The organism is Ramlibacter aurantiacus, assembly GCF_016722895.1.
Taxonomy (GTDB): domain Bacteria; phylum Pseudomonadota; class Gammaproteobacteria; order Burkholderiales; family Burkholderiaceae_C; genus Ramlibacter; species Ramlibacter aurantiacus.
In genome coordinates this window covers 129,656-142,977 of record NZ_JAEQNA010000005.1, presented here as the reverse complement: position 1 = coordinate 142,977, position 13,322 = coordinate 129,656, and the positions used below count along the sequence as shown (strand labels likewise).

Here is a 13,322-nt window from a genome sequence, read left to right as displayed (position 1 = left end):
GTGAAAAGCGGCTGCCTAGAGCCGCCCGGCTGCCTGCCGCGCGACCCAGCCCTTGAGCGGGCCGCTCATGTCGAAGCCGCGCATGCCCCAGTTGCGCGCCCAGCTGAAGGCGCGCGAGTCCTGCGCGAAAAGTTGTTGCAGTCCGTCGGTGGCCCATTGCATGGCGGCCACCTGCGACTTGCGCGCGCGTTCGTAGCGGCGCAGCAGTTTCTCGTCACCCAGGGGTCGCCAGTACTCGCGTTCGTGCAGCACGCGGGCCAGTTCGCGCGCATCGGCCAGGCCCAGGTTCAGGCCTTGCCCGGCCAGGGGGTGGACGGTGTGCGCCGCGTCGCCCGCCAGCACCCAGCCCGGCCCGCACCAGCGCGAAGCGCGCGCCAGCTGCAGTGGCCAGCGCACCCGCTCGCTCTCCAGGCTCAGCCGTCCCAGGCAGCCGTGGCTGGCCTCGGTCAGTCGGTCCTCGAACGGCACCACGGGCAGGTCGATCAGCTCGCCCACGCGGTCCTGCGCCACCGACCACACCAGCGCGGCCGAGTGGCCCTGCGGCCCGCCCAGCGGCAACAGCGCCAGGATGTCGCCGTCCATGAACCACTGGCGCGCCACCTGGCCGTGCGATTGCTCGGTGCGCACCCGCGCCGCGATGGCGTGCTGCGCGTACCAGGTGACCTCGTAGTCGACGCCGAACTCGGCGCGGGTGATGCTGGCGCGGCCTTCGCACACGGCGGTGAGGCTGGCGGCGCGCGGCTCGTGCAGCAGTTCGACGAAGGGCTGGAAGCGCAGCGCCTCGCCCAGGCGCTCGAGCAGCCCGCCGGCTTCGGTGATCCAGGCCAGTGCCTCGGCGCCTTGCTGCTCGGCGCGGAACTGCACCAGACCGCCTTCGTCGCCATGCACGTCCATGCGCAGCACCGGGGTGGCATGGGCTTCGTCGGGCCAGGCTCGCAGGAGAGTGAGCAGCTCGCGCGAAGCGGCGTTGAGCGCATAGGCGCGTACTTCGGGGGCGCCGGCGTCGGCGCCGGCCACCGCTTCGGGCCCCTGGACCAGGCCCACCCGGAGGCGGTCGCGGGCCAGCAGCAGGGCGAGCGTGCGGCCGACCACGCCGTCGCCGCGGATACAGACATCGAGAGGCGCAGCCATCGGCGCATTGTAGGAGGCGGGGCACAATCGCGGCCCTGGAGTCCCACCCATGAGCATCACCCCGCCCCATGCCCCCGTGGCCAGCGCGCGCATCGCCCGCCTGTTCATCTATCCGGTCAAGTCCTGCGCGGGCATCGAGTTGCCGCAGGCCCTGCTCACGGACGCCGGGCTCGACCTCGACCGCACCTGGATGGTGGTGGGCGAGCAGGGTGAGTTCGTGTCGCAGCGCGAGCTGCCGCGCATGGCGCTGATCCAGACGCGCCTCAAGCACAGCGAGGTGATCCTGCGTGCCCCCGGCATGCTGCCCTTGCACCTGCGCGTGGATGCGGCCGAAGAGCCGGTGCGGGTGCGGCTGTGGGACGACGACTTGCCGGCCTACGACATGGGGCCGATCGCCGCGCAATGGTTCAGCGACTTCCTGGGCCAACGCCTGCGGCTGGTGCGCTTCGACCCCGAGCACCGCCGCCTGTCCAGCCTGCAGTGGACCGGCGGGGTGGAGGCGCCCAACACCTTCGGCGACGGCTTTCCCCTGCTGGTGCTGGGCCAGGCGTCGCTCGACGAGCTGAACCGCCGGCTCGTGGCCGGCGGCCACGGCCCGGTCGGCATCGAGCGTTTCCGGCCCAACCTCGTGCTGTCGGGCCTGGAGGCGCACGACGAAGACCGGCTCGACCGGCTGCGGGTACAGGCCGACGAAGCCGTGGAGCTGCAACTGGTCAAGCCCTGCCCGCGCTGCTCCATCCCCGATGTGGACCCCGCCACGGGGGAGACGGGCACGGCCGTGGCCGATGCCCTGCAGGCCTACCGCGCCGACCGACGCCTGGACGGCGCCATTTCCTTCGGGATGAATGCCATCGTGCGCGAGGGCGACGGCGAGCTGCTGCGCGTGGGCCAGGCGGTCAGCGGCGATTGGCGTTTCTGAGGCGGACGGGCTGCCGGTGCACCAACCCCGGGTCTTGATCATCGGCTGCGGCTTCGGCGGGCTGGAGGCCGCCAAGGCCCTGCGCGATGCGCCGGTCGAGGTCACCCTGGTCGACCGCACCAACCATCACCTGTTCCAGCCGCTGCTGTACCAGGTGGCCACCGCGGGCCTGTCTGCGCCGGCCATCGCCGCGCCCATCCGGCACCTGTTCCGGCGCCAGGCCAACCTCACCACCCTGCTCGGCGAGGTGGTGGACATCGATCCGATCGCGCGCACCGTGCGCCTGGCGGACGGTGGCACGCTGCCCTGGGACCGCCTCATCGTGGCCGCCGGTGCGGTCAACAGCTACTTCGGGAACGACGCCTGGGCCCGGCATGCGCCCGGCCTGAAGACGCTGGATGACGCCTTCGGGATCCGGCGCAAGGTGCTGATGGCCTTCGAGGCCGCCGAGCGCGAGGCCGATCCGGTGCAGCGTGCCGCCTGGCTCAACTTCGTGGTGATCGGCGGCGGGCCCACCGGCGTCGAGATGGCGGGCACGCTGGCCGAGATCGCCCACCGCACGCTACCGGGTGAGTTTCGCCACATCGACCCGGCGCGGGCCAAGATCCTGCTCGTCGAGGGCGGTCCGCGCCTGCTGTCCGCGCTGCCCGGGTCGCTCAGCGAGAGCGCCAGGCGCCAGCTTGAACGGCTGGGCGTGCAGGTGCAGCTGTCCACGAAGGTCACTGCCATCGACGGGCGCGGCGTGGAGTTGCGAGCGGCTTCGGGCGAGAGCCGCCGCATCGAGAGCCGCTGCGTCGTCTGGGCGGCCGGCGTGCGCGGCTCCCCATTGGGCGCGCTGCTGGCCCGCCGCCTGGGCATCGAGGTGGACCGGGGCGGCCGGGTGCCGGTGCTGCCCGACCTCACCCTGCCCGGGCACCCCGAGATCACCGTGATCGGTGACCTGGCCGCGGCCCACAGCCACGAGAGGGACCGGGCGCCGCGGGCGGTGCCCGGCGTCTCGCCGGCGGCCAAGCAGATGGGGCGGCACGTGGCGCAAGACATCGTGCGCCACCTGCGCGGCGAAGCGGGCCGGCCCTTCCGCTATCGCGACTGGGGCAACCTGGCCACCATCGGGCGCAGGTCGGCGGTGGTGGACCTGTGGCTGCCGCTCGGGCGCTTCCACATGCGCGGCACCCTGGCCTGGCTGTTCTGGCTGTTCGCGCACATCTACTTCCTGATCGGCTTTCGCAGCCGGCTGATGGTGATGACCGACTGGGCCTGGGCCTACTGGACGTCGCAACGATCGGCGCGCGTGGTCGCGGACATCGAGGGCCCGCCGGGCCCTGGCTGATAGTCCAGCTCAGGCGCCGCGCGCGGCCAGGCGCCGGCAGGCCAGCAAGCCCAGCGCCGGGCCGATGGCCACCGGCACGAACCACCAGGCCACCGGCAGGCGATCGGCCGCCAGGCTCATGGCCTGCAGGCTCACCACGCTGATCGCGAAGCCGATGCAGTTGGCGATGGTGAGGGCCGAGCCGACGAAGGCACGGGGTGCCGTCGCCGCGTTCAATGCCGAGAACTGGGGCGAGTCACCCGCCACCACCACGCCCCAGAACACCATGAACGCGAGAAAACCGATGGGCGGCAGTGCATAGGCCAGCGGCGAGGCCAGGCAGCACAGGCCCGACAGCCCCAGCTGGCCGAAGGCCACGCGCGCGCTGCCGGCGCGGCGCGAGACCAGCCCGCCCGCGACGCAGCCCAGCCCGCCCGCGCCGATGATGAAGAACGACCACAGCGGCACGTCGATGCCCACCCCGTGCCGCTGCGCGTACGCCGCCAGCATCAGCGGAGCGAAGGCCCACAGCGTGTACAGCTCCCACATGTGGCCGAAGTAGCCGAAGGCGCTGGCGCGGAAGTCCGGCGCGGCGAAGGCCCGCACCAGCGCGCCCGGATCGAACTTCGGCGCCGGCTGCAGGAAGGGTCCTTCGGGGACCACCCGATGCAGCAGCACGCCCCCGGCCACCGCCAGCAGCGAGACGGCCAGCACCACCGGCACCCAGCCGCCGGCGGGCAGGCTGCCGCGCAGCAGGTGCGGCAGCGCCGTGCCGACCACCAGCGCCCCCACCAGCCAGCCCAGGGCGGCCCCGAGGCCTTCGCGGTACCAGCTGGCGGCGATCTTCATGCCCACCGGGTAGATGCCCGCCAGGAAAAAACCGGCCGCGAAACGCGCCGCCAGCAGCGCCGGGTAGCGGCCGCTGTCCAGCTGCGGCAGCAGCGCCATCGCGCCGTTGGCCAGCGCGGCGAGCACCGCGCAGGCCAGGAACACGTCGCGCGGCCGCCAGCGGTCGGCGATGTTGAACAGGGCGAACACCAAGGTGCCCGCGATGAAGCCTCCTTGCACCGCGGAGGTGACGGCGCCATGGGCCGGCCCGCCCAGGCCCAGCACGCGATCGAGTTCGGCGATGACGGCGTTGCCCGAGAACCAGACCGAGGTGCCGGCGAACTGCGCCAGCACGATCACCGGCAGGATGTGCCACGGCCGGGTGGATGGGGTGCTGGAGGATAGGGCCGCGCCCGTCGCGTGGGTTTTCATCCGGTGAAGATGGCCTTGAGCTGGTCGCGCTGGCCGACCATGAAGTCGAAGAACGCGGCCACGCCCGGCAGGTGGCGCCGGTCCTTGTGCGCCAGCACGCGCCAGATGCGCGACAACTCCGGCACCGGGCCCAGCACCCGAACCAGCTCCGGCTCGGCGTCGCCCAGCGCCGTCGGCAGCGGCGCCACGCCGAGGCCCGACTTCACCGCATACAGCAGCCCGAGCACGCTGTTGCTGCGCGCGGCGATGCGTCCCTGCGGCGCCACCTGCAGCAGCCAGACGCTGGCGCGGTGCCCGGCCAGGCTGTCGTCGAAGCCGACGAGGTCGTGCCCGCGCAGGTCGTCGATCGAACGGGGCTGCCCGTGGCGTTCGACGTAGGAGCGGCTGGCGTACACCGCCCACAGCGAGTCGGCGATCTTGCTGCCGATGACATCCGGCGCATCCGTATCGCCCGAGCGCAGCGCCACGTCGACCTCGCCCGTCGCGAGGTCGAGGTATCTGTCGCTCACCACGAACTCGACTCGCCAGCCGGGATGCTGCTGCTGGAACCGCTCGAGCAGCCCCGACCGGGTGATGCGCAAGACCATGGGTTCGGGGCAGGTCAGGCGGACCACGCCCCCGGCGCTTCGGGCGTCGGCCTGCATCTGGTGCTGCAGGGCCTGCGCGGCTTCGTCCATTCGTTCGGCCAGCGGCAGCAGGCTCTGCGCGAATTCGGTGAGTCGGTAGCCGCTGGGCTCGCGCACCAGCAGGCTGCGGCCGATGCGCTCTTCGAAGGCGAGCATGCGCCGGTGCACGGTGGACTGGTTCACGCCCAGCGCGCGCGCCGCCGACACGGTACTGCCGTGCCGGGCCACGGCCAGGAAGATCCGCACGTCGTCCCAGTCGAAGGCCAGCGGGCTATGCATGCGCGCGGCCCCCTCTTGCACGTTCGCGGCTTCCGGCACGCAGCACGGGCGCCCAAGATGGCAAGCACCGCCAACCGCCCGCAAGGAGAGTCATCATGGAAGCTGCCATCCAGTTCGATCCGGCCACCTTCAAGGCCGCGATGCGCGAGCAATGGGACCAGTCCGCGCCGGGCTGGAACGATCATACGGCTGCCCTGCGCACCTGGCTGGGCCGCGCCACCGGGGCCATGCTCGACATGGCCGGCATCGGGCCGGGCGACCGGGTGCTCGATGTCGCGGCCGGCGCCGGTGACCAGACGCTGGACATCGCCCGCCGTGTCGGTCCCGAAGGGCGTGTGCTGGCGACCGACATCTCGCCGGCCATCCTGGCTCTGGCGCAGGACAATGCGCGCCGCGCCGGGCTGGCGCAAGTCGAGGTGCAGGTGTCCGATGGCGAAGCGCTCGACCTCGAGGCGGCCAGCTTCGACGCCGCCGTGAGCCGGCTCGGCCTGATGTTTTTTCCGGATCCGCTGCAGGGCCTGCGCCAGATGCACCGCGCGTTGCGTCCCGGGGGTGGCGTGGCGGTGCTCGTGTTCGGCGAGCCGGCGGCCAATCCCTGCGTGTCGCGGCTGCTGGCCACCGCCTTGCGCCATGCCGGCCTGCCGCCGCGCGACCCCCATCAGCCGGGCTCGCTGTTCAGCCTGGGTCGCCCCGGTCGGCTGGACGAGCTGTTCAGCGAAGCCGGCTTCAGCCAGGTCGCCAGCACCCGGCTGGCCGCGCCGTTCGAGATGCCTTCGGCGGCTCATTACCTGCGCTTCATCCGCAGCTCGGCAAGTCCCATCCAGCAGATCCTGTCCAGGTTGGACGTTCCCGCTCAGCAGGCAGCTTGGGACGACATGGAGCGGCAGCTGCATGCGTTCGATACCGCGCAGGGGTGGAGCGGGCCCAACGAGCTGGTGTTGACGGCGGGGCGGGCGTGAGGCGCAAGGGCACGGACCTACCGACGGTTGCCGCCCCATCGTCTGCCCTGAGCCTTTCGACCAGCAAAGGACAGGCTTGCAATCGCCGCCGAGGCGACGAAAGACATGAGGGGACTCACAGCTGGCGCGCCTACACATCCGTTCGCCCTGAGCCCGTCGAAGGATATGGGGGGCTTCGACTAGCTCAGCCCGAACGGGAGCTTTGTCGTCTCGTGAGGGCTGTTTGATGAGAGCTTGTCGAAGGGCTCGCCGGCTCTTGCCAAGCTCAGCCCGAGTGAGCTTGTGGTGCTCGGCAAGCGACAGTGCGCTGCGCACCGCTCATACCAATCCCTGCTCCGCCATCGACGTCGCCCCGCCCGGCGCCACGATCACGTGATCGAGCACGCGCACGTCCACCAGCCCCAGGGCCGCGCACAGCGTGCGCGTCAGCTGCACGTCGGCCGTCGACGCCTGCAGCGAGCCGCTGGGGTGGTTGTGCGCCAGCACCACCGCACTGGCCCGATGGTGCAACGCCCGCAGCACCACTTCGCGCGGGTACACGCTGGTCTCGGTGAGCGTGCCGCGAAAAAGCTCTTCCATCGCCACCAGCCGGTTCTGCGCATCCAGGAACAGCACCGCGAACACCTCGTGTCCCTTGTGGGCCAGGTGCAGCTGCAGGTAGTGCTTGACCGCGCCGGGTGAATCGAAGATCTCGCGTTCCCTGAGCTGCTGGGCCATCGCACGTCGGGCCAGCTCGAGCACGGCCACGAGCTGGGTGCGCTTGGCCGCTCCGCCCAGCCCCTTGATGAGCTTGAGTTCGGACGCGCCGGTGTTCAGCAGCCCCGCCAGGCCGCCGAAGGTGTCGACCAGTTCCTGCGCCAGCGCGAACACGCTCTTGCCGGCCATGCCGGTGCGCAGCAGCAGGGCGAGCAGTTCGGTGTCGGAGAGGGCGGCGGCGCCGTGCGACAGGAGTTTCTCGCGGGGGCGGGCATCGGGCGGCAGGTGCTGCAGGGGCATGGGAAGGGCTGGCGTCGAACCGGCCCATTACTGCCCCAGGCCGGCCGGGAGTGGCCGCGTTTCTAGAATGGCGGTCAGTTTATCGGGACATCCATGGCCTCTTCTCAGCCCCGTGTCGCAGCGGGCTCCTTCCTCACCCTGCATTACCGGCTGGCCGGACCCGCAGGGGACATCATCAACACCTTCGCCGGCAAGCCGGCGACGCTCACGCTGGGCTCGGGCGAGCTGTCGCCGGCGGTGGAGCAGCGCCTGATCGGACTGCCCGAGGGCGCGCACGAGACCTTCGATATCCCCGCCGGTGAGGCCTTCGGCGATCGGAACCCCGAGATGCTGCAGTGGGTGGCGCGCAGCCTGCTCGCGCAAATGGGCGACCCCGACGAGGAGTACCGCGTGGGCGACGTGGTGCAGTTCCCCACGCCCGACGGCCTGGGCAGCTATGCCGGCGCGGTGCGCCAGGTGGGCGCTGATGGTGACGGCGATGGCCGCTCGGACGCCGTGCTGTTCGACTTCAACCATCCGCTGGCGGGCCAGCCCGTCACCTTCGAAGTGCGCGTTATCGGGGTGCTATGACCATGAACGACGGACCCTCGGACATCCTGCTGGCCGAACCGCGCGGTTTCTGCGCCGGTGTCGACCGCGCCATCGACATCGTGGAGGCGGCGCTCGCCAAGTTCGGCCCGCCCGTGTACGTGCGCCACGAGATCGTGCACAACACCTTTGTCGTCAACGACCTCAAGGCCAAGGGCGCCATCTTCATCGAGGACCTGGCCGACGTGCCCCCCGGCGCCACGCTGGTGTTCTCGGCGCACGGCGTGAGCAAGGCCGTGGAGCGCGAGGCGCACGATCGCGGCTTCGACGTGTTCGACGCGACCTGCCCGCTGGTGACCAAGGTGCACGTCGAAGTGGCCAAGCTCGCGCGCGAAGGCTACGAATTCATCATGATCGGACACAAGGGCCATCCCGAGGTGGAGGGCACCATGGGCCAGCTGGACGAGGGCATCCACCTGGTCGAAGACGTGGCCGACGTCGCCCGCGTGCAGCCGGCGCAGGCGGACAAGCTCGCCGTGGTGACGCAGACCACGCTCAGCGTGGACGACGCGGCCGAGATCATGGCGGCGGTTCGGGCGCGCTTTCCCAGCGTGCGCGAGCCCAAGCAGCAGGACATCTGCTATGCCACGCAGAACCGCCAGGACGCGGTGAAGCTGCTGTCGGCCGAGGTCGATGTGGTGCTGGTGGTGGGCAGCCCCACCAGCTCCAACAGCAACCGCCTGGCCGAGGTCGCACGCAAGCGGGGCGTGCCCGCCTACATGGTCGATTCGGCGCAGGAGCTGCGGCCCGAATGGCTGGAGGGGCGTCCGCGGGTGGGCGTCACCGCCGGAGCCTCGGCGCCCGAGGTGCTCGTGCAGGAGCTGATCGCGCGCCTGCGCAGCCTGGGCGCGGTGGCGGTTCGCCGCATGGACGGCATCCAGGAGACCATCAAGTTCCCGCTGCCCAAGGGCCTCAAGCCCCAGCCGCCGGCTGCCGCGTGAATCTGCCGCCCGAGACCTTCCTGACGCTGGATTCGGCGCGGGCGCGCCGCCTAATGCTGGTGCAGGCCATCGATGAATCCGACAGCCAGGGCCGGCTGGTCGGCGAGGCCGAACGCGATCAGATCGAGCGCCAGGCGCTGCAGGCGGTGGCAGGACCCGAGGTCTCGCGCCCGCCCGACCCTGGACGTTACCTCGACGAGCGGGCCCGCCGCGTGCTGGAGACGGTGGACAAGCGCGACGCCCGCATCGCGTCGCTCGAGCGCGCCGAGCCCTGGCAGCGCTGGCTGGGTTGGGGCCTGCCGGCGCTGGCGCTGGTGGCGGGGCTGCTGGTGGAGCGCATCGACAACCCCGGCCAGGTCAACATGCTGTCGCCGCCGCTGCTGGCTTTCGTGCTGTGGAACCTGGTGATCTACCTGGGCCTGCTGCTGCGGCCGCTGTGGGCGCGGCGCGGCCGCGGCTCGGCCGGGCCGGGCGGACTGGCGGCGGCCCTGCGCGACTGGATGGGGCATCGCAGCCCGCCGCGCGGCAGCCGCCAACTGCGCGCCGCCGTCGCCACCCGCTTTCGCCTGAACTGGTGGCGCGTGGCTGGCGCGCTGGAAGGCTGGCGCATCGCCGGCATCCTGCACGTGTCGGCCGCGGCCTGGGGCCTGGGGGTGGGGCTGTCCATCGTGCTCGGCGGCCTGGTGCGCGAATACCGCGTCGGCTGGGAAAGCACGCTGCTCGACCTGGCCCAGGTACACACCCTGCTGCAGGTGCTGTTCGCGCCGGTGGTGGCGCTGTTGCCGCTGGAAGGCTTCAGCATCGACCAGGTGCAGCGCATGCATTTCCGCTCCGGCGCGGCGGTGGGCACGGCCGAGGCACGGCACTGGATCTCGCTGTACCTCGGTTTGCTGGGCATCGTGGTGGTGGTGCCGCGCGTGCTGTTGGCCGCCTGGTGCGCCACCCGCCGGCGGTGGGCGGGCCGGGGCCTGCGCATCGACTTGCGCGAGCGTTACTTCGCCGAGCTGATGGCGCGTGTCAGCCCCGCGCGGCTGGTGCTCGCCTGGGCCGCGGCGCCCGGTTCGCAGCGCGCGCTGATGCGGCGCCTTTGGCGCGATGCCGGCCAGCCGGAAGACGCCGTGGGCTTCGGTCCCCGGCCGCTGCAAACCTCGCGCGGCGACGAGCTGGTGGTCTGGGAGGCAACGCCGCAGGCGGTGCCCCCTGCCGCACCCGCGCCGGCTCCCGTGCCCGCTGCCGGCGCCGAGGGGTCTTCGCCGGGCCGCTGGCTGACCCGCCTGCGGGCCTGGTGGGAGCCGCCGCCGCTGGCTGTGGCCGATGCGTCCCAGGCCGACGCCGATCTCTGGCTGCTGGCGCTGGAGTCGCCGCGCCAGCTGTCCGCGTTCCTGCCGCAGCTGCACGCGCTGCCGCGCCCGGTGGTGGTGCTGCACGGCGCCGACGAGACGCAGGTGCAGGACCTGCGGCACGCCGTCGAGGCGGCGCGGCTGCAGCCGGTCGAGTGGCTGCCCCTGCGCGATGTCGCCGGGTGCTGGGCCTGGGAGGAACCGCTGCGCGACGCGATCGCCCGCCACCTGCCGGCCCACAAGTCGGCCGGCGGCCAGCGCCTCCTGGTCGCCTGGACCATCCACCACGACGACCGCCTGGCCTTGGCCATGCGCCTGCTGGCCGCGCCGCTCCTGCAGGCTGCGCGCGAGGTGCAGGAGGTCGGCTCCGGTCGGCTGTCGCTGCGCCGGCTGGTCGACGGCATCGAGCGCGAGGCCGAGCAGCAAGCCAGGCAGCAGGCCATGGCTACCTTGCTGTCGCGGCTGGCGCCGGTGCAGCAGGACAGCTGGGTGCAGCTGCACCGGCTGCACGGCCTCGATGTGCCGAGCGGGCCGGTGGACACCACGCTCGCGTCGACCCGCTTCGTCGTCCGCCAGGGCGTGAACGCCTCGCAGGCCGGCATGGCCGGCGCGGCCAGCGGCGCGGCGGCCGGGGTCGGCATCGACCTCATCACCGGTGGCCTCACGCTGGGCGCGGGTGCGGCGCTGGGCGCGATGGTGGGGGGCGGCGCGGCCCTGGTGGCAGCGGCCCTGAAGAACCGCTCGGCCCCTGGCGGCGCCACCCAGGTGCAACTGAGCGAAGACATGCTGCAGGCCTTGTGCGAGCTGGCATTGATGCAGTACCTGGCCGTGGCGATGCGCGAACCGCTGGAGACGAGCGAGCCGCCTGCCGCCTGGCGCAGCGCGGTCGTGGCGGTGGTGGAGACCCGCCGCAGCGAACTGCGCGCGCTGTGGGAGCGCGCCCGCGCCACCCCGCCGGGCGATCCCGAGGTCGCCGGCGCGGCGACCGAGCGCCTGCAGGAGATGGCGCGGGTGCTGCTGGCGCAGCTCAACGACTGAGCGCCTTGCTTCGGTCCTGGGCCGTTGGATCACAACGGCACCTGCGCCGCTCGAGCGGGGCGCGTCAAAAAAAACGCCCCGCCTAGGCGGGGCATTCCATGCGGTGCACGAACGCGATCAATGGCTGCGCTTGTCCGCCGGCGACGGATTGGTCGCTTCGCGCACGTCTTCCTTCGCATGACCCACGTTCTTCTGCACCTTGCCCTCGGCCTCCTTGGCCGCGCCCTTGGCTTCCTGTTCGTGGCTGTCCATGGCGTCACCCAGGTTCTTCTGGGCCTTGCCCGCTGCTTCCTTGATGCCGCCCTTCACTTGGTCCTTGTTCATGATCTGCTCCTTCGGTTTGTGAATCGAGGAGTCCAGACTAGGCGCATGGTCGGCTGCTGCGTGCCGGCCAGGGGCGGGGTCGCCTGTACGGCGCGGCCTACGGAACAGTGCATGACTCAGCGGCCAGGAACCCCCCGCCTAAAATCGCCCGATGCTTGACATCAGCCTGCTTCGCAAGGATCTCGACGCGGTGGTTCGCCGCCTGCAGACGCGCAAGAACCCGCAGCCCTTCCTCGACATCGAGGCGTTCAGCCGCCTGGAATCCGAACGCAAGAGCCTGCAAAAGCGCACCGAAGACCTGCAGGCCCGGCGCAACCAGCTGTCGCGCCAGGTCGGACAGCTCAAGGCCAAGGGGGAGTCGGCCGATGCGGTGATGGCCGAGGTTGCCGAGATCAAGCAGGAGCTCGACCAGTCGGCCGCTCGCCTGGAGCAGATCCAGCCTGAACTGCAGGCCCTGCTGCTGGCCGTGCCCAACCTGCCGCACGACAGCGTGCCGGTGGGCGCCGACGAGCAGGGCAACGTCCCGGTGCGCCAGTGGGGCACGCCGCGCGAATTCGACTTCGCCGTGCGCGACCACGTGGACATCGGCGAGCGCCTGGGGCTGGATTTCGACATCGGCGTCAAGCTGGCCGGCTCGCGCTTCACGGTCATGCAGGGCCCCATTGCCCGGCTACATCGGGCCCTGGCGCAATTCATGCTCGACGTGCAGACGCAGGAGCACGGCTACACCGAGTGCTACACGCCCTACATCGTCAACGCCGAGACGCTGCGCGGCACCGGGCAATTGCCCAAGTTCGAGGCCGACCTGTTCGCGGTGCGCAAGGGCGGCCACGAAGGCGAGGCAGCCAGCGAAGATGCGGCCCTGTACCTCATCCCCACCAGCGAGGTGACGCTCACCAACTTCGTGCGCGACGAGATCGTGGCCGAGGCGCGCCTGCCGATTCGCCTGACCGCGCACACCCCGTGCTTCCGCTCCGAGGCGGGCAGCGCCGGCCGTGACACGCGCGGCATGATCCGCCAGCACCAGTTCGACAAGGTCGAGATGGTGCAGGTCGTTCACCCCGAGCAAAGCTACGAGGCGCTGGAGCAGATGACCGGCCACGCCGAGGCCATCCTGCAGAAGCTGGGGCTGCCGTATCGCGTGATGCTGCTGTGCACCGGCGACATGGGCTTCGGCGCGGCCAAGACCTACGACCTGGAAGTGTGGCTGCCGGCGCAGGGTACCTACCGCGAGATCAGCTCGGTATCCAACTGCGAAGCCTTCCAGGCGCGCCGACTGCAGGCGCGCTTCAAGAACGCGCAAGGCAAGAACGAACTGCTGCACACGCTCAACGGATCAGGGCTCGCGGTGGGCCGCACCCTGGTGGCGGTGCTGGAGAACTACCAGAACGCCGACGGCTCCGTCACGGTGCCCGAGGCGCTGCGGCCGTACCTGGGTGGGATGGAGCGGATCGCGGCTTAGGGTTTCAAAAGGTCGCTCGCGCGGCTCACGCCGTTCGCCCTGAGCTTGCCTGCCCTAAGCTGGTTGAACGATCGAAGGGGCGACGAAGGTCCCCACGCCGCCTCCCCGTTCGCCCTGAGCTTGTCGAAGGGCCCGCACCCACGCCGCTGC

The 13,322-nt window shown here is 71.4% G+C and carries 12 protein-coding genes; 7 read left to right on the top strand and 5 right to left on the bottom strand.

The annotated features are described in order from the left end of the window. Positions 1-15 precede the first annotated feature (15 nt). Positions 16-1,131 (bottom strand): FAD-dependent monooxygenase, encoded by a 1,116-nt coding sequence (locus tag JI739_RS14540; protein WP_201684646.1) that lies wholly within the window; start codon positions 1,129-1,131, stop codon positions 16-18. Positions 1,132-1,180: 49 nt separating this feature from the next. Here JI739_RS14540 and JI739_RS14535 point away from each other — a divergent pair, with 49 nt between their 5' ends. Both JI739_RS14535 and JI739_RS14530 read left to right on the top strand, forming a co-directional pair. After that, positions 1,181-2,050, top strand: a complete 870-nt coding sequence (locus tag JI739_RS14535; protein WP_201684645.1) for an MOSC domain-containing protein — start codon at positions 1,181-1,183, stop codon at positions 2,048-2,050. 16 nt (positions 2,051-2,066) lie between these two features. Continuing rightward, complete coding sequence (locus JI739_RS14530; protein WP_354003732.1) at positions 2,067-3,380, top strand: NAD(P)/FAD-dependent oxidoreductase; 1,314 nt, start codon at positions 2,067-2,069, stop codon at positions 3,378-3,380. A 9-nt stretch (positions 3,381-3,389) separates the two neighbouring features. On the opposite strand, the gene JI739_RS14525 is transcribed toward JI739_RS14530, so the two are convergent. Together JI739_RS14525 and JI739_RS14520 are read right to left on the bottom strand one after the other, a co-directional pair. After that, on the bottom strand, positions 3,390-4,619 hold the full coding sequence (locus JI739_RS14525) for an MFS transporter (protein WP_201684643.1): 1,230 nt from the start codon (positions 4,617-4,619) through the stop codon (positions 3,390-3,392). Then, positions 4,616-5,524 carry a LysR family transcriptional regulator gene (locus JI739_RS14520; protein ID WP_201684642.1) on the bottom strand — a complete coding sequence of 303 codons (909 nt, stop codon included), beginning with the start codon at positions 5,522-5,524 and terminating at the stop codon, positions 4,616-4,618. Before JI739_RS14520 ends, JI739_RS14525 begins: the two co-directional genes overlap by 4 nt. 95 nt (positions 5,525-5,619) lie before the next feature. On the opposite strand from JI739_RS14520, the gene JI739_RS14515 reads away from it, so the two are divergent. Further along, positions 5,620-6,483, top strand: coding sequence for a class I SAM-dependent methyltransferase (locus JI739_RS14515; protein WP_201684641.1), 864 nt, complete (start codon positions 5,620-5,622; stop codon positions 6,481-6,483). A 318-nt stretch (positions 6,484-6,801) separates the two neighbouring features. Here JI739_RS14515 and radC read toward each other — a convergent pair whose 3' ends face one another. Continuing rightward, complete coding sequence (radC, locus tag JI739_RS14510; RefSeq protein WP_201684640.1) at positions 6,802-7,479, bottom strand: RadC family protein; 678 nt, start codon at positions 7,477-7,479, stop codon at positions 6,802-6,804. A 93-nt stretch (positions 7,480-7,572) separates the two neighbouring features. On the opposite strand from radC, the gene JI739_RS14505 reads away from it, so the two are divergent. From JI739_RS14505 to JI739_RS14495, 3 genes are read left to right on the top strand one after another with little or no spacing between them, the layout of a single operon-like run. Then, on the top strand, positions 7,573-8,049 hold the full coding sequence (locus tag JI739_RS14505) for an FKBP-type peptidyl-prolyl cis-trans isomerase (RefSeq protein ID WP_201684639.1): 477 nt from the start codon (positions 7,573-7,575) through the stop codon (positions 8,047-8,049). Between the two features lie 2 nt (positions 8,050-8,051). After that, positions 8,052-9,008 (top strand): 4-hydroxy-3-methylbut-2-enyl diphosphate reductase, encoded by a 957-nt coding sequence (ispH, locus tag JI739_RS14500; protein WP_201684638.1) that lies wholly within the window; start codon positions 8,052-8,054, stop codon positions 9,006-9,008. Next, positions 9,005-11,386, top strand: a complete 2,382-nt coding sequence (locus tag JI739_RS14495; protein ID WP_201684637.1) for a DUF3482 domain-containing protein — start codon at positions 9,005-9,007, stop codon at positions 11,384-11,386. The genes ispH and JI739_RS14495 overlap by 4 nt, the downstream gene beginning before the upstream one ends. 117 nt (positions 11,387-11,503) lie before the next feature. Here the strand turns inward: JI739_RS14495 and JI739_RS14490 are convergent, their stop codons facing one another. Next, the gene (locus tag JI739_RS14490; protein ID WP_201684636.1) at positions 11,504-11,710 is read right to left on the bottom strand and encodes a CsbD family protein; all 207 of its coding nucleotides are present in this window, start codon (positions 11,708-11,710) and stop codon (positions 11,504-11,506) included. A 151-nt stretch (positions 11,711-11,861) separates the two neighbouring features. Between JI739_RS14490 and serS the strand changes: the two genes are divergently transcribed. Then, positions 11,862-13,172: a serine--tRNA ligase gene (gene serS / locus JI739_RS14485; protein ID WP_201684635.1), complete on the top strand. Its 1,311-nt coding sequence runs from the start codon at positions 11,862-11,864 to the stop codon at positions 13,170-13,172. Positions 13,173-13,322: the final 150 nt, after the last annotated feature.